General features: G+C 65.7%; 19 protein-coding genes. 8 read left to right on the top strand and 11 right to left on the bottom strand.

The annotated features are described in order from the left end of the window. Window positions 1–260 precede the first annotated feature (260 nt). The 6 genes from KDG50_04990 to KDG50_05015 all read right to left on the bottom strand — a co-directional run bounded on the left by KDG50_04990 (window position 261) and on the right by KDG50_05015 (window position 4944). A complete protein-coding gene (locus KDG50_04990; protein ID MCB1864762.1) occupies window positions 261–1076 on the bottom strand; it encodes a glycosyltransferase family 2 protein in 816 nt (271 codons plus the stop codon). Beyond that, the gene (locus KDG50_04995) at window positions 1073–1888 is read right to left on the bottom strand and encodes a hypothetical protein (protein ID MCB1864763.1); all 816 of its coding nucleotides are present in this window, start codon (window positions 1886–1888) and stop codon (window positions 1073–1075) included. The genes KDG50_04990 and KDG50_04995 overlap by 4 nt, the downstream gene beginning before the upstream one ends. Then, complete coding sequence (locus tag KDG50_05000; protein ID MCB1864764.1) at window positions 1878–2318, bottom strand: dTDP-4-dehydrorhamnose 3,5-epimerase family protein; 441 nt, start codon at window positions 2316–2318, stop codon at window positions 1878–1880. Before KDG50_05000 ends, KDG50_04995 begins: the two co-directional genes overlap by 11 nt. Before the next feature lie 38 nt (window positions 2319–2356). Next, window positions 2357–2821, bottom strand: coding sequence for a rhodanese-like domain-containing protein (locus KDG50_05005; GenBank protein MCB1864765.1), 465 nt, complete (start codon window positions 2819–2821; stop codon window positions 2357–2359). Beyond that, a complete protein-coding gene (gene rraA / locus KDG50_05010; GenBank protein ID MCB1864766.1) occupies window positions 2818–3309 on the bottom strand; it encodes a ribonuclease E activity regulator RraA in 492 nt (163 codons plus the stop codon). The genes KDG50_05005 and rraA overlap by 4 nt, the downstream gene beginning before the upstream one ends. 180 nt (window positions 3310–3489) lie before the next feature. Beyond that, the gene (locus tag KDG50_05015) at window positions 3490–4944 is read right to left on the bottom strand and encodes a DUF697 domain-containing protein (GenBank protein MCB1864767.1); all 1455 of its coding nucleotides are present in this window, start codon (window positions 4942–4944) and stop codon (window positions 3490–3492) included. 1453 nt (window positions 4945–6397) lie between these two features. On the opposite strand from KDG50_05015, the gene KDG50_05020 reads away from it, so the two are divergent. The 5 genes from KDG50_05020 to KDG50_05040 all read left to right on the top strand — a co-directional run bounded on the left by KDG50_05020 (window position 6398) and on the right by KDG50_05040 (window position 13986). Beyond that, window positions 6398–7855, top strand: coding sequence for a GMC family oxidoreductase (locus KDG50_05020; protein ID MCB1864768.1), 1458 nt, complete (start codon window positions 6398–6400; stop codon window positions 7853–7855). Next, window positions 7852–8952, top strand: coding sequence for a hypothetical protein (locus KDG50_05025; protein MCB1864769.1), 1101 nt, complete (start codon window positions 7852–7854; stop codon window positions 8950–8952). The genes KDG50_05020 and KDG50_05025 overlap by 4 nt, the downstream gene beginning before the upstream one ends. Window positions 8953–9023: 71 nt before the next feature. Then, the gene (locus KDG50_05030; protein ID MCB1864770.1) at window positions 9024–11252 is read left to right on the top strand and encodes a CRTAC1 family protein; all 2229 of its coding nucleotides are present in this window, start codon (window positions 9024–9026) and stop codon (window positions 11250–11252) included. Between the two features lie 47 nt (window positions 11253–11299). Next, window positions 11300–12835 carry an exopolyphosphatase gene (ppx, locus tag KDG50_05035; protein ID MCB1864771.1) on the top strand — a complete coding sequence of 512 codons (1536 nt, stop codon included), beginning with the start codon at window positions 11300–11302 and terminating at the stop codon, window positions 12833–12835. Then, window positions 12832–13986 carry an EAL domain-containing protein gene (locus KDG50_05040; protein ID MCB1864772.1) on the top strand — a complete coding sequence of 385 codons (1155 nt, stop codon included), beginning with the start codon at window positions 12832–12834 and terminating at the stop codon, window positions 13984–13986. The genes ppx and KDG50_05040 overlap by 4 nt, the downstream gene beginning before the upstream one ends. An 18-nt stretch (window positions 13987–14004) precedes the next feature. Here KDG50_05040 and ppk1 read toward each other — a convergent pair whose 3' ends face one another. The 5 genes from ppk1 to KDG50_05065 form a co-directional block, all read right to left on the bottom strand. After that, window positions 14005–16077 (bottom strand): polyphosphate kinase 1, encoded by a 2073-nt coding sequence (gene ppk1 / locus KDG50_05045; protein ID MCB1864773.1) that lies wholly within the window; start codon window positions 16075–16077, stop codon window positions 14005–14007. 46 nt (window positions 16078–16123) lie between these two features. Next, window positions 16124–16945, bottom strand: a complete 822-nt coding sequence (locus tag KDG50_05050) for a hypothetical protein (protein MCB1864774.1) — start codon at window positions 16943–16945, stop codon at window positions 16124–16126. A gap of 114 nt (window positions 16946–17059) precedes the next feature. Next, window positions 17060–17734: a response regulator transcription factor gene (locus KDG50_05055; GenBank protein ID MCB1864775.1), complete on the bottom strand. Its 675-nt coding sequence runs from the start codon at window positions 17732–17734 to the stop codon at window positions 17060–17062. A gap of 9 nt (window positions 17735–17743) precedes the next feature. Further along, window positions 17744–18004, bottom strand: a complete 261-nt coding sequence (locus KDG50_05060; GenBank protein MCB1864776.1) for a hypothetical protein — start codon at window positions 18002–18004, stop codon at window positions 17744–17746. A gap of 58 nt (window positions 18005–18062) precedes the next feature. Beyond that, a complete protein-coding gene (locus KDG50_05065; protein ID MCB1864777.1) occupies window positions 18063–18566 on the bottom strand; it encodes a glycine zipper 2TM domain-containing protein in 504 nt (167 codons plus the stop codon). Between the two features lie 194 nt (window positions 18567–18760). On the opposite strand from KDG50_05065, the gene KDG50_05070 reads away from it, so the two are divergent. From KDG50_05070 to KDG50_05080, 3 genes are all read left to right on the top strand, one after another. Beyond that, window positions 18761–19699: a hypothetical protein gene (locus KDG50_05070; protein ID MCB1864778.1), complete on the top strand. Its 939-nt coding sequence runs from the start codon at window positions 18761–18763 to the stop codon at window positions 19697–19699. A 14-nt stretch (window positions 19700–19713) separates the two neighbouring features. Beyond that, window positions 19714–21216: a DUF4139 domain-containing protein gene (locus tag KDG50_05075; protein MCB1864779.1), complete on the top strand. Its 1503-nt coding sequence runs from the start codon at window positions 19714–19716 to the stop codon at window positions 21214–21216. Between the two features lie 256 nt (window positions 21217–21472). Further along, window positions 21473–21829 carry a hypothetical protein gene (locus KDG50_05080; protein ID MCB1864780.1) on the top strand — a complete coding sequence of 119 codons (357 nt, stop codon included), beginning with the start codon at window positions 21473–21475 and terminating at the stop codon, window positions 21827–21829.

Below are 21829 nucleotides of genomic sequence, written 5' to 3' on the forward strand. Positions count from 1 at the left end.
TCCAGGCCGCCTGGGCCGGCCACCAGTCAGACATCAGCGCGTTCGCCGGCCAGCGCATCCATCTGCTCGTCGAAGCCAACGACTCTGCCCCCGGCAGTCTCGTCGAAGCCGCCGTCGATGACGTCAGGATCGTCGCGACCGTGCCCGGCGCCCCGCTTCCCTGAGGCCTGGTCGTAGGCAGTCCGCAGCCATCGCCGAAGAAGCAACCCCGAGGCTTCGCTTCTGAACCTCTGGCAACCGGGGCGACCAATCGACCAAGGCTATCCGGGTTGACCCACGACCGCTGCGGGATAACCTTTGAACCATCGATCCCCGACATAGTCACGATCGGGCGAATACCCCTCGGCAAAAACATCGAGACTCGCGGCCGCGAAGGAATCGTAGTCTTCTCCGAGTTCCTGCCGACTGAAGTGATAACGGTGCCCCCAGCGATTCTGGATGTCGAGCGGCCCCAGCCGCGCCCTCAATGCGCCGTGGCGATCATGGAGACGATCCAGCCCCAGATACTTGTAATGCAGGTTCAGCACCTCATTCCGTTGCGGGATGCAGATGTCCCCCTCGAAACGCGCGCGGTGCCGGCCTGGTCCAAAATTGGTTGCGATCACGGCGTTCGGATTGAAGATCTGCATCTTGCTCATCTGACTCCACGGCGCACCCATCGTCAGTTCACGATAGAGCGGCACATCCGTATCGGGAAAACCGGCGCTGACCATCTGGAAGCCAAGGCTCGGGATCGCGGTTACGCCCGCGGCCCGGCACTCTGAAAGGTAGTCACGCATCCGCGGGTGATACAGATGCTCATCGAGGTTCACGATGAACACCCAGTCCGCAACGCCGCGGCTCTCCATCCAGCACTCGTTGTAGAAGTGCAGCGCCGACTTGACCCATGATTCGGGATACCTGCGCAGTTGCGGCCGCAGTTCAACATCGTCGCGGGCAGCAAACGTGTCCCGCGTGCCGTCGGTCGAACCGTCATCATAGATAAAGAACCGGTCGACGAACGGCTCGTAATGACGCAAAAAGTAGTCGACCATCCTGCCGTCATTCCAGCTCAACGCATACAGATGAACCATCATTGAATCGGTTCCTTCACAGCCTGCAACAGCGCCAGCCTGGCCTGCTCGATCGAGTCCGCATCGGCCGCGGCCCAGTACGCGAGCCTTGCGCGCGTGCTCCCGATCTCTCTGGCCAGATCGTCCGTCTGTAGTTCATCCACGCGGAACGAGCGCGAAACCAGGCTGCCCGTCGCATGCAGCCGCGCGAGACTCGCGTAGATGAGGTCCGACGGCACGGGCAGGCTGTCATCGCCAGCGCGACCGATGCCGGCGACACCAAGGCGCCGCCCGGCGGAACGAATACGGTGGGCCAGCGTCACGATCCACGGTGCGGCCAGCAGGGCGAGACGATTGTCCAGCTTGAGATCGAACGACAGATCGTTCAGCCCAAGATGAAATTCCTCGACTGCTGGAATCGCCAGCAGTTCGTCAATGCATTGCGTGGCCTCGAATCGTTCAATCAACGGTACGAGCTGGGCCTGGCCGTCGACGATGCGCAGGACCTCCAAAACCTCCCGCGCACTGCGGAAGTTCGGCAACATGATGATCTCGACGCCGGCGTCGATGAGTCGCCGAATCTCGTCGGATGATTGCGGCCCGGCAGGGTTGCAACGCACAAACAGGCTGGCTCGCGACAGCACCGCACGAATCGCCGGAAGTTGGTCCTCACGATGAGGACTGATCCAGGTTCCGAGGTTGCGCTGGCGATCGTGTTTGCCGATGGACTCAAGATCCAGCCCGATCCGATCCACCCCCGCCCGGTCCGCGCGCCGTGCGACATCCGGGTCGTTGGTCCAGAGCGTGAGATCGAACCAGAACCGGTCACCACTCATACGGGATATCCGGAGAATCGAACGGCAATCGATCCTCGTCCTTGTGCTGCATGTCGTAGGGTTCGGAATTCATGTGCAGCACGAATGCACTGGTCGGCCCGATGGCCTTGAAGCCGTGCCAGATTCCAGCCGGGAACTGCGCGAGCTTCGGCGCCAGTTCTCCCATGATGATCTCATCGAACTGTCCGAACGTCGGACTGCCACCGCGGCCATCGTAAAGCACCAGCTTGAGCAGGCCCGTGAGGGTGACGATCTGGTCAGTCTGGACATGATGCCGATACCAGGCCTTGACGACTCCACTTCGGGTTTCGGTCAGATAGCACTGACCGAAGCCGATGTACTCGGGATCGTCGCGGCGCTGAATCTCCATCAACCGCCCGCGTTCATTGGGCAGCAGTTTCAGTGGCTTTACGAGGACGCCATCAATCACGTTGTTGCACTCCGTAGTTTTCGGCTGGCCGGTGCGGATCAGCGCGGCCGCATCTGATCGGCGCGGACCACCGAGGTAAAGTTTTCGTCCGCGGAATCCTGGTCGAGACCTGCACCGGCACCATTGACCAGCGGCAGCTCATAGTCGCTCCAGCCGCGCAGCCCGGTCTTCAGCGAAGTGACGCGCTCAAAGCCCAGTTCGCGCAGCACCAGCGCGGCGACTGCACTGCGCTGACCCGACCGGCAGGCGAGCACGACCGGGCGATCACGCGCCTGCACGAGCTCGGGGACCGTGTCTTCGTAGTCCCACTCGCAGGCCGACTCGAGAATCCCGCGCGGCACGTTGAGCGAACCCTCGATGTGTGCACGTGCATACTCGTACGGTTCGCGGATGTCGACGATGAGCATGTCCTCGCCGGCCTGGAGGCGGTCGTCGAGGTCCCATGGAAACACTTCGTCGATCCGCGACTGGGCATCACGAACCATTTCGCTCCATGTTTTCATGACGGCAGCATCACCGCGCGGTCCAGCACCACCACCCCATCGGGGTCAACGTAGATCCAGTCACCGCGCCTGACCTCAACCTCGCCGATTTGAACCGACACATCGACCTCACCCGCCCCGCGTTTTTCGCTGCGTCGCGGATTCGTGCCCAGCGCCCGCACGCCGAGCCGGAGTTCACCGAGCACCGCGCGGTCGCGCACGCAACCGTTCACAACGACGCCGGCCCAGCCGTTGGCAACCGCGGCCGCACCGAGTTGATCACCGACCAGTGCACACTCGCGGGAACCGCCGCCATCAACGACCAGCACGGCGCCCTGTCCCGGCCCGCGCAGACATTCGGCGACACGCGAGTTGTCATTCAGACAATGCACCGTACGCACCGGACCATGGAACGCATTGAGCCCGCCGTAGTCGCGCAGTTCGACACGCATGACACGCGCCTCATCGGCAAACGCATCGCAAAGATCGGCAGTCGCAGGACTGTTCATGGATGACGAACTCCGGTCAGGCCGCACGCAGCCGCGCAAGGGAATCTCTGCAAATTGCAGAGTTTCCCGCGGCACAGGGACGTGCCGCCACAACGACGGCTGCAAGCCGTAGAAAATGAAAGAAAACGAAAAATCGCACTTTTTCGGGCTCAAAGCTCTGGCAATCCTTCGATGGATTGATCAGAGCTTCCCAAGGATACGTTTTCGCGCATCGGCGATCAGGGCATCGCGATCGGTTTCGTCAAGAATCCGGCGCACGACCTGCTTCGCACCGCCCTCGCCCCACGAGCGGCCGTCGGCGAGATAGCGCTGCGCCGCACGGCCGACCACGGTTGTCGTGTAGTACGCAACCGCACCCTGGGCCCCCGCGGTCAATACGGTCGACAATCCGCCCGTGCCGGCCTTGAGCAGCGACGCGACCAGGTGCACGACCCAGCTTGCCCCCATCAGCACGGCCATCTGCGCGGCGATCGTGCGCACCAGCGTTCCCGCTTCGCCCCGCGTCATGGGCAGTCCGTACAGGCGCGACAAATGCACAACCAGCGAACCGTCGGCCACGGCGGCCGCAACGAGATCGGCGACCGGCACCGGGTTCAGCGCCACCGCCACGCCCTTGCCGAGCGCCCAGCCATTGATGATCCGGTCCCCCGCCTCGCGACGGACCTCAACGATGCGCCGCGCAACGCGATCAGACAGTTCGCCCGCGAACAGGCTCGCGTTGAGCGCCGCAAGACTCTTGCCGTCGCGCTCGAGAATTTCCCACAGCCGTTCACGCAGGGCATCCATGGACGCCGCGGGCCTGCGCGTCGATTCACGCGCAATGCCCTGCGCATCACGCTCGACATAGACTCGCGGCGCGGGATGCGCAGCGGCTTCGATGACGTCCTCGGGTCGCACCAGCGGACGCAGCCGATCGACCACCGCGGCGCGCAATGCCAGCCGTTCCTCGCCCGGATAGTGATCGATCTTGTTCAGCACAACCAACACCGGCCGCGCCTGCTCGACGATCGACTTCAGTGCGCGGAACTCGGTATCGGTCAGATCGCCGTCGATGACGAACATCACCAGATCGCTGCGTCCGGCGACCTCGCGCGCGAGCGCCTCACGCGCCTCGCCACCCACTTCATTGATTCCGGGCGTGTCGATCAGCACCACCGCCCCGTCACGAACCTCGGTCCAGCTCGCATAGCCGGCCGATCGCGTCTCGCCGTGCAGGGCGCTGACCGAAAACCGCGCCTGACCCAGCAGCGCGTTGAGCAGTGCGGACTTGCCGACGCTGACCCGGCCGAACACCGCGATATGCACCTGCGCGTGTTCGATTTTCTCCAGCAGCCGGCGTACTTCGCCGAACTCCGGTTCGAGCTCACGCCGCAGGCCTTCCGGCACATTCGGGTCGTCGAGCAGATCGGTCAGCACATCGCGCGCACCGGCGAGATGCGCATCCCCCGCGCCCGGACCCGGCGTCGGTTCAGCGGCGTTCGTCTGGTCCGCGTGACTCGAGCGCCCACTGCGCCAGCGTTCGAGCACGCGATTGAATATCTTCACGGAATTGCCCTGCGAATTCGTCTGCGACCGGCGCCGCGCGCAACTCGCCACGCGTGGCGAGCACGTTCGAAACGGCACGACCAAAGGCATCGAAGATGAGCCCGTAGGCGACCGCATGCAAGAGCCCGCCCGCCAGGGTGCCGATGCCCGGAAATGCCTTGAAGGCGTTGCCCGTGATCGCGAGCCCCAGCGGCACCAGCGCCCGCGCGCGCCGCTGCACGCCGTCAATCAGACGCTCGATCTCGAGGTCGCGCACCGGCACCTCGTAGAGTTCCGCCAGCGCGCGGGTCAGCTGCACGGCCAGCACGCCCTGGATCGCGATGTCCGTGCCCGGCCCAACCGCGGCGAGCCCGCCGACCACCGCGCGCCGCGTATAGGTTCGCACGATCTCGCCGGCGCGACCGGCGCGATGCGCCGCGGCCGCCGTTTCGAGCCTGGCGCCGGCCAGCGCAAACACCGCCGTGTCGCGCTGGCGTTCGAGCAGGGCCGGCTCGGCGTCGATCGTCGCCTGCAACACGCCGCGCAGCGCATCGAGCCGGGCCGGCAGCGGCTGGTCGGATTGACGCTCGACACCATCGGCATCGACCTCGGTCACACGACGCACGGGCCGGGCACTGATCGGCGCAATCCGCACGCGATTTCCATAGCCCGCCAGCCGCTCGCCCAGTCGCGACACGATCGCCGCCTGCGCCGCATCGTCCAGGCGATCGGTCTTGTTCAGCGCCAGAACCACGGGCTTGTCGAGCGCCAGCAGCGCTTCCAGTGCCTGCCACTGCGTGCGCGTCAGATCACCGTCGGCGACATAGACGACCACATGCGCGCGCTGCGCCTCCTCGGCGGCCAGGCGATCGAACGCGACGCCGACTTCCGCCGAACCCGGCACGTCGACGACGATCACCTCGTCGCCACCACTGCGCTGCCAGTGGTACTCACGCCGCTCGCGGGTCGTGCCACCGGCAACGCCGGTCGGCGCATCGGCATCGGGAATCAGCGCGCCGATCAATGCGCTCTTGCCGGTGGAGATCTCACCGAACATCGCGATATAGAGCTTTCCGGCCGCGCGGCGGCGTTCCAGCTCATTGAGTTCCGCGCGCGCGGCGGCGACATCGACGCCGTGCCCGGCCGCCGCATCGATCGCCTGTGCAAGCGAGGCCTCGTCATGCACCGGCCGGCGGACCGGCGCACGTCGAACGGGCCGCAGGAGTTTCCAGACCAGCCACAGCGTCAGGCCAGCCAGCACACCACCGAGCGCATGGACGAGCCAGCGCACCCAGGCCGGAGCGGTCTGAAGCTCGCGCAACACGACGAGCCCCTGACGCGCGGTGTCGAGCAGCAGCGACAGCGCCACGAGCCCACCGATCACGATGCCGAGGACCAGCAACAGACGGATTGCGCGGGCGTTCGACAGCATGTCGCCTATGGTACCGGCCGACGGCCCGAACCGACCGTTCTGCTAGACTGCGCCTCGCCGGTCGGCCCACAGCGGCCGGTCAATCCGAACCGGCGCTCGCAGCGCTTTTCGACTCCATTCACGACCTTCCCAATGATCACCGATCTAGCGGCTGCCGGACGCAGCATCACGCGCGACTGCGACCTGCTGATCCTTGGCGCCGGTCCGGCCGGCATCACCACTGCGCTGGAACTCGCCCGCAAGGCGCCCGGCCTGGACATCGTGCTGGCGGAGGCCGGCGGATTCGAGCCGTCCACGCCAGCCGAACTCGATCTGTACGACGGCCCGTCGACCGGCAGCTCGCCGTATGCCATCTCGACCGCGCGCCTGCGCGGTTTTGGTGGCAGCTCCGGGCACTGGGGTGGCTGGTGCCGGCCGTTCGACGAGGTGGATTTTCTCCCGCGCGCGGCCGCCGGCGTACCGGGCTGGCCAATCGAACGCGACACGCTCAATCCGCATTACGTCGCGGCCCACGGCTGGCTGGAGATTCCGTCGCACGACTACGATCCGGGAAACCTCAGCGCCGCGCTCAAGCGTCGGCTCATCGACCTCGACGCCAGTCCGTGGTTTCGCAACCGCCTGTTCCGCTTCAGCCCACCGACGCGCTTCGCGACCCGCTATCGCGCGGACATCGAAGCGACGGCCAACATCGACTGCCGGCTCAACGCGGCGGCGATCGCATGGGGTGTCTCGGGAGACGCGATCGAAACCGTCACGCTGGGTGGCCTGCATGACTACACGCTGACCGTTCGCCCGCGGCGCGTGGTCATCGCCATGGGTGGAATCGAAAGCACGCGGCATCTGCTCCTGCTCCGGCAGCAGGGTTTCGGCGCCGCCGGACTGCATGGCGGATTCCTCGGCCGCGGCTTCGCCGATCACTTCGGCTACCGTCCGGGCATCGTGCATCTGCCGGCCGAGCGCATCTACCAGCGAATCGATGACGATTCGGGCGACGTCATGCCGGTGATATCGCCAACGCCCGAGGCGCTGGAACGCACCGGCTGGAACAACAGCTGCATCATGCTCGACGTGATCGCGGACGGCCCCGAGCTGCCGCGCAGCTATGCATCGAATCAGCTGTTCGGACTGTCGTCGTCCGAGAGTTGGTCGTACCGCGTCACCATGATTCTCGAACCGCGGGTCAACGAGGACAGCCGACTCGAACTCGCCGACGAACGCGATGCCCTGGGACTGCCGCGAACGCACATCGCCTGGGAGATCGACCCGCGTGCCTACGACTCGGCGGCGGCAACCTTTGAGCGCTTCGCTCAGGAACTCGGGCGCCTCGGACTCGGTCGTGCGCGCATCGACCCCCGCTACCACGAGATCTGGCGCAAACGGGTCACGCCGGTCTACCACCACATGGGCACCTTGCGCATGGCCAAAGATGCCGGCCATGGCGTGGTCGACACCGATCTGAAGCTGTTCGGCGGCGCGAATCTCTACGTGGCGAGTTCTGCCGTGTTTCCGAGCTTCGGCTACTCGAATCCGACACTGACGATCGTCGCGCTGGCGCATCGCCTGGCCGCACACCTGCGGGACCTCGCATGACGACCCACTCCGATTCGCGTCGCAGCTTTCTGCATTTCTCGCTCGGCGCACTCACCGGCGCCGGCGGCGTCGGCGCGCTGTGGTGGATGCAGCCCGCGCGTGGTCCGTCGTATCAAGCGCCCACTGGTCTCGGCCCGGCCGCCGACGCGGTGCTCGCCACACTCGAAGGCACCGAAGCGGTCGCGCAATGGGCCATCCAGGAGCACGCGGCCCTGCGTGTACCCGTCAGCGTTCTGGTCGAACAGCTGCGCACACGACTCGGCCTTACGGCCACCGAACAGCCGGATGCGCAGACCTTCACGAATGCCCTGCGCGCTTCGATCCGTGGGGATTTTGATCGGGGCGAACTGCTCGTCGTGCACCGCTGGCAGCTCAGTCACACCGAGGTGCTGACCGCCGTACTGCATCTGCACCTGATGGGCGGCGCGGCCCCGCCGGCATCAGCGCACCCGGAAACCGAAGCGGTCAAGGGACAGATTGCGGCCATCACGGAATGGGGACCGAAGTCGACCAGCGTCGGGAAGCCCGCCAACGAGCAGGCCGGCGGCTATTCGGCCTTCTGGTTTCATGGCGAGAACATCCCGCGCTGGGCGCAGATCGCGCTGGCGGGCGAGCGGCTCGAAACCGTGCACCGCAGCGGACTGGTCATTGCCCAGCTCAAGGGCGAGGTGCAGAAAAAAATCCTGTCGAAGCCCGGCAAACATCCATTCACGCTGCATGACGACAAGAACGGCGCCTGGCAGACAATCGGAATGTTCATGGTCAAGCCCGCACCAGGATCGCCCGCCGCGAACGCGGCGCCGGGACTCTGCGAGGTCACGAACTGGGGGCCTCGCACCAGCGTTGCCGGAACGGTTGCCAATCCGCAGCACGATGGCTCCATGGGCCTGTGGATCGATGTGGCCTGCGCACCCAAACGAGTCCAGGTGCAATTCGGAAACCACGTCAGTACGGGCAACTTCCGCGGCCATGTCGTCACGACGCTGATTCCGGCCGATCAGCTCAAGCAGGCCGGGCGATATCCGCTGACACTGATCAACGCCGATACCGGGGAACGGCTCGAGGTCGGCGAGTTCGTCGTGAGCGAGCATCCGTGACAGGGACGCCCGCGCCGCGCGCGCGGTTCGCACGCCGGCCCATCGCGTTCGACACCCGAGGGCGCGCGCAAATGATCGGCATCCCGAATTTCGGCGCAAGTGCGATTGCAGCGCTGTGCTGGCTGGGCGGCGTCGGAGTCGCCCGGGCGGCCGACCCCGGCATCGTGTTTACCGACATCACGCAGGCATCGGGAATCCACTACACCGGGCCCACCTGGGGGGCCGCCTGGCGCGATTACGACGGCGACGGCCTGCTCGATGTCATCATCAGCCGCCATCATTCGGAACCCAAAAGGCCGAGGCGCACACCACTCTCCCTGTACCGGAATCTCGGCGACGGTCGCTTCGAGGACGCTTCGAACCGACTTCCGAACGCACTGTTTCGTGATCTGCATGGCGCCGCCTGGGGTGACTTCAATGCCGACGGCAAACCCGACCTGCTCGTCGCGGCCGGGGGAAACCGCGGGGCTATCAAGTCCGCCGACCACATCCAGCACGCCGTCAAGAACCTGCTGCTCGTGCAGCACTCTAACGGCTTCGACAACCGCGCCGCGACACTCGGTATCGAAGCACCACGCCAGCGCGGCCGGCGTCCTGCCTGGATCGATGTCGACCTGGACGGAAGGCTCGATATCGTCTTCACGCAGTACCAGCCGGATGACGCCGACGACATTGTCTATCGTCGCAACGGCGATGGTTTTTCGGCCTGCCCCAACGCATTACCCGAGATCACGTCGAGCCGCGGCCAGCGTGCGGCGCTGGAATTTCGCGGATTTGCCGACGATGCCCGTTATCTGGCATTCGCCGGGGATGCGGCGCCCGGTCGCCTGTACCGCGTGGGACCGCGCGGCCAGTGCCGGTTTGAGCTGATCGAGAAGCACAAGCACGTCCACGGCGCCGGCGATCTGGTCATCGCCGACCTCGACGGCGATCTCGCGTTCGATTACTTCACGCCAACCAGCGCAAGTTCAAGTTTCGTGGCGTCACCCGGTGCCCGCTGGCTGACGGTAGCGGTCATGCGGCCGACCACCGCAGCCAACATCTCCTTCGACACCGCCGGCCAGCCGGTAGCGTTTTCCATCACGCCCGCCGAGGGCGAGGACGGCTGGACGCATCCGGAGGATTCGCGCGTGTACCTCGGACGCGATGGGCGGCATCCGGAGGGCCCGAGCTTCGACCTGGACCCACAGGCAGCCTGGATACGCGGCGCCCCAGTTACGGCGGCAGACGGCGACGCCCTGCGTATCAGCGTGGATCCGTCGACCGGGCGCTGGCAGCTGCAAGTCCGGCGAATCGAGCGCCAGTCGCTCTCGATCGATATGAAAGCGCCCGCTGCACTGACCGACGTCACACACGATCTCGACCCGGGCGAGGCTACCTGGGAACGGATCGACGCCTTTTACGTACAGGGCCACGAGGGCTGGCAGACGCCGGCGGACGATCTAGGTCTGGCGACCACACCGACCAGTTGCGCGGTGGCCGTCGCGGCGGATTTCGACAATGACATGGACCTCGATCTGTTTCTTGGTTGCCGTGACGGGCGCGGATCGCGCGAGAACCGTCTGCTGGAAAACCGCAACGGACGCTTCGTCGCGATCACACCGCCCGGCCCCGTGCCACCGACCGGGCTGCTGGATTCGGTGACCAGCGCGGATTTCGACGGCGACGGGTTCGTTGATCTGATGCTGACCTATGGCGGCTGGCCGCAACGAGAGGCGGACCACGGGCCGGTCCAACTGCTGCGCAACCAGGGCAACGCCAATCACTGGATCGAACTGGATCTCGTCGGCACCAGGAGCGCACGCGACCCATACGGCGCGCGGGTGTTCATGACCGCGGCCGGTCGCACACAGGTGCGCATGTACACCGACGGTGGTCACGGCGCCGGCGCAAACGCGGCCCGCCTGCACTTCGGACTGGGCCCGAACACGGCGATCGAGGAAGTCCTCGTCCAGTGGCCCGATGGCACGCTGGAGTACTTCGATGGTCTGGGCATTGACGCGCTTGCCACGCTGACCGAAGGCACCGGTCGAGCCGCCACGCGCCCGGCGTTGATGACCGCAAGCTCGACGATCGCCGCGGACCGGGACTCGCGTTGGCTGTGTCTCGCGCCGCGGACGGACCCCGCCATCCGGATCGACTGGACCTTCGACGACATCGATCTGGAAGCCCACGCGGTCGCCACGCAACATCGCTTTGTGCGCACCGGCCCGACCGGCGTAAAGTGCACCGCCGTCGGCGCGGACGGCAGCCGCAGCGAGTCCACACGCAGCGTGCGCGTGGACCGCGGCAAACCCTGACCACCAACCCGTTCGCCAACCGGCATTACCTCGACACCGGCGCCCGCATGAGCGAAACCCCAGAGCCCGCGACAGACCTGATCGATCCCGATCTGCTGGCTGCGCTCGATCTCGGCTCAAACAGCTTCCACCTGATCGTCGCGCGCGAGGAACATGGCGAACTGCGCGTGGTGGATCGCGAAAAGGAAATGGTCCGGCTTGCGGCCGGGCTCGACGCCGAGGGCGTGATCGACGAGGCGACCCAGTCCCGCGCGATCGAGTGCCTGCAACGCTTCGGCCAGCGGCTGCGGCATGTCGCACCGAATCGAATGCGCGCGGTCGGCACCAACACCCTGCGCGCGGCCGACAACGCCGAGGACTTCCTTGCGCGCGCCGAGGCCGCGCTGGGTCACAACATCTCGATCATTGCCGGCATCGAAGAGGCGCGCCTGGTGTTTCTCGGCGCCGCGCACAGCCTTGCCGCACTGGGCCATCAGCGGCTGGTCGTGGATATCGGCGGCGGCTCCACCGAGCTGATCATCGGCCAGCGCTACGAACCGATCGCCATGGACAGCCTGTACATGGGCTGCGTGAGCCTGAGCCGGCGTTTCTTCGAAGATGGCGTGATCGATGCCAAGCGCATGCGCCGCGCCGAGACTGCGGCGCTGCAGGAACTCGAACCGCTGATGCAGCGCTATCACCAGATGGGCTGGTCGGAGGCCGTCGGCACCTCGGGCACGATCCGCGCGGTGCGCAATGTCGTTCAGGCCCGCGGCTGGTGCGAGGAAGGCATCACGGCGCGCAGCCTCGACAAGCTCGTGGACGCGCTCATCGCGGCCGGCGACACCCGCGGCATCGAGGGCCTGAGCGCACAGCGCGCACCGGTATTCGCCGGCGGAGTGGCGATCCTGCATGCGGTGTTCCAGGCGCTGGACATCGAACACATGCGCTATGCCGACGGCGCCCTGCGCGAAGGCGTGCTCTACGACCTGCTTGGACGCCTGCACAACGAAGACGCGCGCGAACGCAGCGTCGAATCCATCGCGGGTCGGTTCGGCGTGGACGCCGCACAGGCCGAGCGCGTCACCACCACCGCGCTCGCCCTGCTGCGCCAGGTCGCGGGCGCCTGGGACCTGCTCGAGCCGCGCGCCGAGCGCATGCTGCGCTGGGCCGCGCGCCTGCATGAAATCGGCACGACCGTCGCCTATCACCACTATCATCGGCACGGTGCCTACATCATCGAAAACGCCGACATGGCCGGCTTTTCCAACCAGCAGCAGCGTGTGCTGGCGGCCATCGTGCGGGCGCACCGGCGCAAGTTTCCGGGCGCGGAATTCAAGGCACTCCCGAAACGCTGGCGTACGATCGCGCTGCGGCTTGCCGTTGTGCTGCGACTGGCGGTCGCCCTGAACCGTTCGCGCAGCCCGCAGATGCTGCCGCCGGCCGGACTGCGCGTGATTCCCAAGGGACTTGCGATCGCACCGGACGCGGAATGGCTCACGGCGCACCCGCTGACGCGGGCCGATCTCGAGACCGAGCGCGAAGGGCTCGCGCGGGCCGGCATCACACTGGAAATCGACCGCGGCCCAGACCCGCCAACGTGACCCCGATCCGCACGACTCGGCGCATGTTCGCCGCCGGCGAGCCGGTGTTCGCCGCCGGCGATCCGGCCGATTTCGCGTATCTCGTCGAACACGGTCGCATCGGCATCTTCGCGGCCGACGCTCCGCATGAAATGCTCGGCGAGATCGGCCCGGGCGGCCTGTTCGGTGAACTCGCAATCCTGGACTCGACCCTGCGCATTGCCGGCGCGCGCGCCCTGGTCGATTCTGAGCTCAGCATCATCTCGCGCGAGCTTTTCACCGAACGCCTTGAAGCGACCGATCCGATCGTGCGCATGCTCTTCGACACGGTGCTGAACCGGGTTCGGCAGCGCGACTCGCTGAACCAGAAGGCCGAAGTTCCGCCCAGCAAGGCCGGCGTCAGCAAGATGCGTCTGGAACTCGATCTTCGCGGCGCCCTCGAGAGCGGGGCGATCGAGTGCGTGTTTCAGCCGATCCAGTCGCTGGCGAGCGGCCGCATCGCCGGTCTCGAGTCACTGGCCCGCTGGAGCGATCCGCAACGCGGCCCGATTCCGCCGGCCAAATTCATCGAACTCGCCGAGGAAACCAGCCTGATCGTGCCGATCGGGCTGTACATGTTCGAGTCTTCCTGTCGCGAACTTCGCGCGCTCGACGCAGCCTGCGGGCAACACCTGTTCGTGAGCATCAATGTTTCGGCGCGGCAGCTTGCGGAACCGGATTTTCTGGAACGAGCGGCGGAGATCGCCAAGGCACACGAGGTGGAACCCACGCGCATCAAGCTCGAGATCACCGAAAGCCTCGCCGTCGACCCGCTGCTCGCGCGCGGCTGCGTGGCGCGCTGTCGCGCGGCGGGCTTTGCCGTCGCGCTCGACGACTTCGGCACGGGCCACTCCGGCCTGCAGCGATTACTCGATGTGGAATTCGACGTGCTCAAACTCGATCGCGCATTCACCGAAAACGTCGCGACCGATGAACGTTCACGTTCGATGATTTCGGGGATTGCCAAAATCGCGCACGCGCTGAACCTGCAGATGATTGCCGAGGGCATCGAGAACGAGGCGCAGCGTGAAACCCTGCGCGCGCTGGATGTGGAATTTGCCCAGGGCTTCCTGATCGGACAACCGCAGGACACACAGTCGCTGATCGAACAGATCCGCGCCGATCAGGCCTGAAGTTTCCTGTCAGTGCCGCTAGCTAGCAATACGCGCGAGCAGCGTCGCCTGGGCTGAAACCGGTTGTGCATCCGCAGCCGGCTGCACGCGACGGTACGCCCCGTCGGCGTCCAGTTCCCAGGCCTGGGTGTTGTCCGCCAGGTACAGCTGGAGTTCCTCGCAGACCCGCGCGCGCTGCGCCTCGTCGTCGACCGGGAACACCACCTCGACACGCTGGAACAGGTTGCGCTCACGCAGGTCCGCGCTGCCCAGATATACGAGTTCCTCGCCGCCGTTGCCGAAGCAGTACACGCGCGTGTGCTCGAGGAAGCGCCCCACGACCGAGCGCACGCGGATGTTGTCCGACACACCGGGAATTCCCGGTCGCAGCGAACACATCGACCGCACGATAAGATCAATCTTCACACCGGCCTGCGAGGCCCGATACAGCGCCTGGATCGCCTGCGGCTCGATCAGCGCATTGATCTTGAAGATGATGTGCGCGGGTTTGCCGGCCTGCGCGAGTTCCGCCTCCGCGGCGATGCGCTCGAGCAGCCACGGAAACAGCGTGAACGGGGATTCGAGCAGCCGATCGAGCTGCGACACCTTGCCCAGACTCGTCATCTGGTGGAACACGCGGTTGACGTCACCGCCGATGCGCTGGTCGGCGGTCAGCAATCCGTAATCGGTATACAGACGCGCCGTGCGCGGATGATAGTTGCCGGTGCCAAGATGCGTGTACCGGCGCAGCTCGCCGGCTTCACGCCGCACGATCAGCACCATCTTCGCGTGGCACTTGTAGCCGACGATGCCATAGACCACCAGCGCGCCGGCCTGCTGCAGGCGGTTGGCGAGCTGGATGTTCGCCTCCTCGTCGAACCGCGCACGCAGTTCGATCACGACCGTGACTTCCTTGCCCGCACGCGCGGCATCGACCAGCGCATCGACGATCGCCGATTCCGGTCCGGTGCGATACAGCGTCTGCTTGATCGCCAGCACCTGCGGGTCGCGCGCGGCCTGGCGCACGAAATCGATCACCGGCGCGAACGATTCGAACGGATGATGCAGCAGCACCGGCCCGCGCCGCAGCACCTGAAAGATGTCCGCGGCCGCAGCCAGTCCGGTCGGCAGCGACGAACGGAACCCCGGGTACTTGAGTTCCGGCATGTCGACGAGGTCGGGAATCGCAATCAGGCGATTCAGATTCACCGGCCCGTTGACTTGGTATACATCCATGGCCTTGAGATTGAACTCGCGGCGCAGGTAACCGATGAGCTCGTCCGGACAATTATCCGCGACCTCGAGCCGCACGGCATCGCCGTAACGGCGCGAGCGCAGTTCGCCCTCGAGCGCGTGCAACAGGTCCTCGGCCTCCTCCTCGTCGACGAACAGGTCGGAGTTGCGCGTGACGCGGAACTGGTAGCAGCCCGTCGGCTCCATGCCCGGAAACAGCTGATCGACAAACGCATGGATGATCGACGAAAGGAACACGAAGCTGTGCGGCTTGCTCTTGTCGCAGATCTCCGCGGGAATCTGTATCAATCGCGGCAGCGCGCGCGGCGCGTGCACGATCGCCTTGCCCGACCGCCGGCCAAACGCATCGACGCCTTCGAGCGAAACGATGAAGTTCAGGCTCTTGTTGATGATCTGCGGAAACGGATGCGAGGGGTCCAGCCCAAGCGGACTCAGCACCGGCAGCACCTGTTCGGTGAAATAGGTGCGCAGCCACAGTTCCTGATCCGGCGCCCATTCGCCACGGCGCAGGAACACGATGCCGCTGGCGGCGAGTTCCGGGATCAGCGAGTCGTTCAGCACCCGGTACTGTTCGGCGACGATCTCGTGCGCCTTCTCGCACAGGATGCGCAGCAGTTCCTCGGGCGCGCGGTCGTCCGGACTGTAGATGTTCCCGGAGCCGACGCGCTGTTTCAGGCTCGCGACGCGGATCTCGAAGAACTCGTCGAGGTTGCTCGAGGTGATGCACAGGAACTTCAGCCGTTCGAGCAGCGGGGTTGCGGCATCGGTCGCGTACGCCATGACCCTGCGGTTGAACTCCAGCAGGCTGTCGTAACGGTTGATGTACAGGTCGGGACTGGTGAGGTTGCGCGCTTCCATAACCGTCTGAGGTTAAAGGTTCAATGTGACATGCCGGTGAATGGTATCAGGCCGCCATGCCGTCCGGATTGTCCTCGATCAGGATGTCGCGATAGGCGACATAGATCGAGGCCATCATCGCCGGATAGACCACCAGCAGACCGAGCCCGAGCGGAATCACCGCAATGATCAGGATCGGAATCCACACCAGCCCGTAGATCAGGTACGGCCAGATGTTGCGCAGACATGCGCGAAACGACAGCTGCATCGCCTCGATCGGGCCGACATCGTTCAGGATCACCAGCGCCGGCGCGAACCAGATCGCCATGATCAGCGGGATGAACAGCACGAACATCACCAGCAGCATGATCCAGAACGTACCGGAGAACATCTGCTGTAGCTGTTCGGGATCGGGCTGCTGGCCGGTCATGGACATCTGCAGGAAGTCCAGACCACCCGAGCTGAAAAACATCAGCGCACCGACGATCAGCACCAGGATCGCCCCGACCAGGTACAGGAACCCGAGTGCGAACAGGTTGCCCGTGTTGCGCTTGAAGCCGGAAAACAGGTGCTCGACCTCCAGCCGCCCGCCCCTGTGCTGCTCGTGCGCGCCGAACATGATGCCGGCGTTGAAGACGATGCCGAGCGGATAGCTGATCAGCGAAACGATCGGGATGAACGACAGGATCATCATAAAAATCAGCGTGATGACACAGATCAGCACCCAGTTCAGCGGGTTCGCGCCGAACATGCGAAAGCCGTTCGCGATCCAGTTCCAGCCCTGCGCGGCGCCATGCCTGCGCGGCGGTTCGGCCAGATGATCGGCGGCGACCTCGATGTGACGTTCGAGATCGGCCTTCGGCGGCTCATAGGGGTTGTGGTCGGACATCGGTCGGGACTCCCTGTTGTTGTTGCGCTCCGGCGGGATTATCGCGCCTTCCGGTGCGCGGTGCGCTGACCGCGGCCGGCGGTCTTCGCTTCCCGTGACCGGGCCGGCCTGCGCTCAGCCGGCGAGTTCGAACCGGTAGCCGCGTCCGCGCAGGGTTTCGATCGGGGCCAGCCGCCCATCCGGGTCCAGCTTCCTGCGCAGCCGCCCGACGAACACCTCGACGGTGTTGGAGTCGCGGTCGAAGTCCTGGTCGTAGATGTGTTCGGTCAGCACGGTCTTGGACACGACCTCGCCGCGATGCAGCATCAGGTATTCGAGCACCTTGTACTCATAGGCCGTCAGTTCCACGGCGGCGCCGTCGACCGTGACACTCTGCGCCGCGGTGTCGATGCGGATCGGGCCGGCCTCGAGCTGTGGATGGGCCATGCCAGCCGCACGCCGGATCAGGGCATTGATGCGGGCCAGCACTTCCTCGAACTGGAACGGTTTGACGACATAGTCGTCGGCGCCGGCGTCCAGACCCTCGACCTTGTCCTGCCAGCGTTCGCGCGCGGTGAGAATCAGCACCGGAAAGTCGCGGCCTTCCGATCGCCAGGTGCGGATCACCTCGATGCCGGAGCGCTTCGGCAGGCCGAGATCGACGACCGCGGCGTCGAAGTCGATCTCGCGGCCCAGGTACAGCGCCTCGTCACCGTCGCCGCTCGGGTCCACCGCGAAACCGCGCGCACCGAGCTGGCTGACGAGTTGGCCACGCAGGGCCGGCTCGTCCTCGACCACCAGCACTCGCATCCCCCGGCCCTAGCGATTGAGGCGCCGGCCGGTGCCGGGGTCGTAGCGCTCGCGCCGCAGGCGGCCGTCGTCGGTCAGCACCTTGAGTTCGTGCACGTCGGCGTCGCCACGACGCACCGTCTCGGCCCGCAGCACGCGCCGGCCCTTGCCCTGCTGCTGCCCGACCACGTCGTCCAGCGAGTAGCCGTAGCCGCGCTCGCCGCGCGCGGCGAGCGCGCCCTGAACCCCGGTCCAGGTCGCGCACGCCAGCGCCGTTGCAAGGGCAATCATCCGAATCGGTCGAAACGCTTCACGCATACGCTCGATCATAGAGCACCGGAGCCGAAGCTCACCAGTCGCGGCGACCCTCGACCGGCGATACGTCCACGCGAACGCGGATGTACTTGCCCGGGTCCTCGTCGGTACGCGTCACGTAGTTGCGACCGTCGTAGCGATAGTGCACCCGGTAGCCGGCGACCCGCTCCTCGGTGTGGTAGCGGTACTCGGTGTCGCAGCTCGTCACGTAGCGGCCGCCGCGGTGCGAGTGCGCCGAGGCCTCGTGACCGACGGTCGCGCCGATCAGCACGCCGGCCGCCGTCGCGGCATGCCGCCCGCGGCCGTGGCCGAACTGGTTGCCGATGACGCCGCCGAGCAGCCCGCCGAACAGGGTCGGCAGCGCCGCGTCGTGGCGGCGGCCGCGCACGTATTCGTCGCGGCAGACCTCGAAGGGCTCGGAAACCTGCACGCGGTCGATGATCGGCTCGACTTCAGTCACCCGGGCCAGGGCGTAGCCGTCGTTATTGCGGTCGCCACGGTCGAAGCGGTGACCCGCCGATGCCACCGTCACACTCATGGCGCTGGCCAGGGCAATCGCGGTGGTGAGCAGTTTCTTGTTCATTGCAGTCGTCCTCTGGTTTACAGTGTCTGGAAACAAAGCGCCGGGCGTTCCGGCCAAGCCTTTTTCAAGTCTTGGTGCAAACACTACGCCCGGGTAACTGAACGCCTCCTGAACAAGAAAGACGGATCGTGGCGGAGTCCCTCAGAAACCTGGTTACGACCCAGCGTGCGGAACTGGCCGCGCGGCTGACCACGCCGATGGCGGCGCTGGCGGCGGCCTGCGCGCGCGTCTGGGGCCAGCGCGAGGCCATCGACGCCGAGCTGCAGAAACGCTTCGGCTCGATTCCGCATGTGACCTTCGCCTACGCGCTCGACACCCGCGCCCGGCAGGTCAGTTCGAACATGACGAAGAAGGGCCTGCAACCGGCGGATTTCGGCCGCGACCGCTCGCACCGCCCGTACATGCGCAGCGCCAACCCGGTCGCGGCGGATTTTCACCTGTCCGAGGCCTACATCAGCCTGCACGCGCGCCGCCCGAGCGTGACGGCCATTCAGGTCGTGCGCGACAAGGGCATGCTGCTGGGCTTCGTCGGCGCGGATTTCGACCTGCGCAACCTGCCCAACGTCGGCGAGATGTACGAGGAGCCCTCGGCGTGGCGGCAGATGAAGGGCGACCCGGCGATCCGCGGCTCGCTGTTCCAGTCCTGCCGGGTGGATTCCATCGCCGACCAACACATCGACGAGGTCATGGCCGTGGTCGAGGAACTCGTGCGCGAGCACGGCGTGTTCCACACCAAGCTGCATTTCTCGAGTTCGCGCGCGACGATCTGGCTGTACGACGACCCGTACAACTACCGCCTGCTGGAATACGAGGCCCTGTGCGACCCTGACGTCTGCCTGGTCTACCCGCGCCGGCCCTATCCGGAAGGCGCGCGCGTGCCCGAGAAGGACGTACGGCGCATCCTCGACGGCTGGCGCGAACTGCGCTTCGCCGACGAAAACATCTACCTGCGCTCCGGCTCGCTGAACATCATGAACGGCCGCATCGCACTGAATTTCTCCTGCGACGGTACGCACTACCTGCAGCACGACGAGTTTCTCAACCGCAACAACGCCTTCTGGACATCGATCACCGCCGTTGCCCAGTGACCACGGAGGTCGACATGATCAAGCGCGGATTACTCAGCCTCGCGATCGCCACCCTCGCCGCCCTGCCGGCCCGTGCCGCGGACAACGCCGTGACGATCTACTCCAGCGCCCGCCCCGGCGGCATTCCGGCCGCGCTGTACCGGCCGGAACCCGGCGAGGTGCTGCCGGCGGCGGGCGTGCCGGGCTATGCCGTGGTGCGCCAGCGGCGCGAACTCACCCTGGATGCGCCGACCAGCGACGTGCGCTTCACCGATGTCGCCGCGCGCATCGACCCGACCACCGTGCAGTTCCGCTCGCTCACGGACCCCGCCGGCACCCATGTGCTGGAACAGGCCTACGAGTTCGATCTGGTCAGCAGCGACCGGTTGCTGCAGCGCTTCATCGACCAGCGCATCGAGGCCGAACAGATCATCGGCGACGGCGTGCGCGCGATCGGCGGCCAGCTGCTCTCGGCCGCGGGCGATTTGGTGCTCGGCGCCGAAGACGGCCGTGTCGAGGTGCTGCGCGAATACTCGCGGCTGCGCTTTCCGGCCCTGCCGGGCGGGCTCATCACCCGCCCGACCCTGGTCTGGCAGGTCGCGACCGGCCGGCCCGGCCCGCACGCGGTTGAGGTCAGCTACCAGACCGACGGCCTCACCTGGTGGGCCGACTACAACCTGCTGCTCGATGACAGCGATGCCGCCTGTCATCTGGCGCTCACCGCCTGGGTGAGCATCGTCAACCGTTCCGGTGCGGGCTACGACCCCGTGCGCGTGAAGCTCATCGCCGGCGACGTGCAGCGCTTCCAGCCACCGCCGCAGCCCGCGATGATCCAGCGCATGGCCATGGCCGAGGCCGGCGCGGCGGACACCGGCTTTAGCGAGAAAGCCTTCTTCGAATATCACCTGTACACGCTGGGCCGCGAGACGCGCCTGCCTGACAACAGCACGCGCCAGATCGAGCTGTTCCCGGCCGCCGATCGAGTCGGTTGCGAACAGCGCTACACCTACGAGGGCGCGAAGAACATCGGCAACTACGGGCGGCCGATGACCGAACGCGAATTCGGCGCGACCGGCAACAAGAAGGTGGACGTGTTCGTGGAGTTCGAAAACCGCGAAAACAACGGCCTGGGCATGCCCCTGCCCGCCGGCCGCGTGCGCGTGAACAAGCGCGACCCGGCCGACGACAGCGTGGAATTCATCGGCGAGGACGTCATCGACCACACACCGAAAAACGAGCGCGTGAAGCTTCGCCTGGGTTCCGCATTTGATGTCGTCGGCGAACGCCGCCAGACCGAGTTCGACTACGACAAACGCGCCCAGGTGCTGACCGAGACCATCGAGGTGAAGCTGCGCAACCACAAGCGCGAACCGATCGAGGTCGAGGTGCGCGAACGCCTGTACCGCGGCGCCGGATGGACCATCACCAAGGCATCACACCAATACGAGAAGCGTGATGCCACCTCAATCGTGCTGCCGGTCACCGTCGCCCCGGATGCCGAGGCGGTGGTGAGCTATACGGTCCGGTATGCGTGGTAGAGGTGCGAGCGGATCGCCGGGGTGTTATGCGTCAGATTGACGCAATTGCACCGTGGCGTGGCCGCCCGATGAGGGCGGAACATTCACCGCGCCAAAGCCGTAACGCATTGATTTATGGCGATGATAGTGGTCAGAATCGTGCCCATCGTGGCCCAGGGCCGGAGATTCCTTCCAATCGGCGACGGGGAGTTATACGTCAAATTGACGTAAAACATCACGTCATTTTGACGTCTACTCAGTAGTTTGGACTTAAAGCATGAGACTCAACCTACGTGCCAAGAGTAGTGGCGCCGAGCCCTACGAAGTCGAGTTTGTCATCGACGGCAACCAGCTTTCGGTCTACTGCAATTGCCAAGCCGGGAGCTTTGGGAAGCTATGCAAGCACAAGACAGAACTTCTCGCTGGAGATACAAGCCGACTGTTCGATGAGACAGAGACATCGAAGCTCGAAGAGCTGAGCCGCATCGTCCAGCGGGCGCCTGAGATTCTTCGACTCGCCGGCGAGATCGCTCAATCAGAGAAGATTGTGCGAACTGAGCAGGCGAAATTGAAGAAGGCGAAGAAGCAGTTCGAGGCGAGCCTGAAGCAGGGTGTTGAGCTCGACCCGTCCTAA

Source organism: Chromatiales bacterium, from assembly GCA_020445605.1.
Lineage (GTDB): Bacteria > Pseudomonadota > Gammaproteobacteria > JAGRGH01 > JAGRGH01 > JAGRGH01.

Bases quoted from the DNA above. Each gene is read 5' to 3' on its own strand.
- KDG50_05065 (MCB1864777.1), bottom strand. From the start codon at position 18,566: ATGAGTGTGACGGTGGCATCGGCGGGTCACCGCTTCGACCGTGGCGAC.
- KDG50_05005 (MCB1864765.1), bottom strand. From the start codon at position 2,821: ATGAAAACATGGAGCGAAATGGTTCGTGATGCCCAGTCGCGGATCGAC.
- ppk1 (MCB1864773.1), bottom strand. From the start codon at position 16,077: ATGGAAGCGCGCAACCTCACCAGTCCCGACCTGTACATCAACCGTTAC.
- KDG50_05050 (MCB1864774.1), bottom strand. From the start codon at position 16,945: ATGTCCGACCACAACCCCTATGAGCCGCCGAAGGCCGATCTCGAACGT.
- KDG50_04990 (MCB1864762.1), bottom strand. From the start codon at position 1,076: ATGATGGTTCATCTGTATGCGTTGAGCTGGAATGACGGCAGGATGGTC.
- KDG50_05030 (MCB1864770.1), top strand. From the start codon at position 9,024: ATGATCGGCATCCCGAATTTCGGCGCAAGTGCGATTGCAGCGCTGTGC.
- KDG50_05080 (MCB1864780.1), top strand. From the start codon at position 21,473: ATGAGACTCAACCTACGTGCCAAGAGTAGTGGCGCCGAGCCCTACGAA.
- KDG50_05055 (MCB1864775.1), bottom strand. From the start codon at position 17,734: ATGCGAGTGCTGGTGGTCGAGGACGAGCCGGCCCTGCGTGGCCAACTC.
- KDG50_05020 (MCB1864768.1), top strand. From the start codon at position 6,398: ATGATCACCGATCTAGCGGCTGCCGGACGCAGCATCACGCGCGACTGC.
- KDG50_05025 (MCB1864769.1), top strand. From the start codon at position 7,852: ATGACGACCCACTCCGATTCGCGTCGCAGCTTTCTGCATTTCTCGCTC.
- KDG50_05060 (MCB1864776.1), bottom strand. From the start codon at position 18,004: ATGATTGCCCTTGCAACGGCGCTGGCGTGCGCGACCTGGACCGGGGTT.
- ppx (MCB1864771.1), top strand. From the start codon at position 11,300: ATGAGCGAAACCCCAGAGCCCGCGACAGACCTGATCGATCCCGATCTG.
- rraA (MCB1864766.1), bottom strand. From the start codon at position 3,309: ATGAACAGTCCTGCGACTGCCGATCTTTGCGATGCGTTTGCCGATGAG.
- KDG50_04995 (MCB1864763.1), bottom strand. From the start codon at position 1,888: ATGAGTGGTGACCGGTTCTGGTTCGATCTCACGCTCTGGACCAACGAC.
- KDG50_05015 (MCB1864767.1), bottom strand. From the start codon at position 4,944: ATGCCTTTGGTCGTGCCGTTTCGAACGTGCTCGCCACGCGTGGCGAGT.
- KDG50_05075 (MCB1864779.1), top strand. From the start codon at position 19,714: ATGATCAAGCGCGGATTACTCAGCCTCGCGATCGCCACCCTCGCCGCC.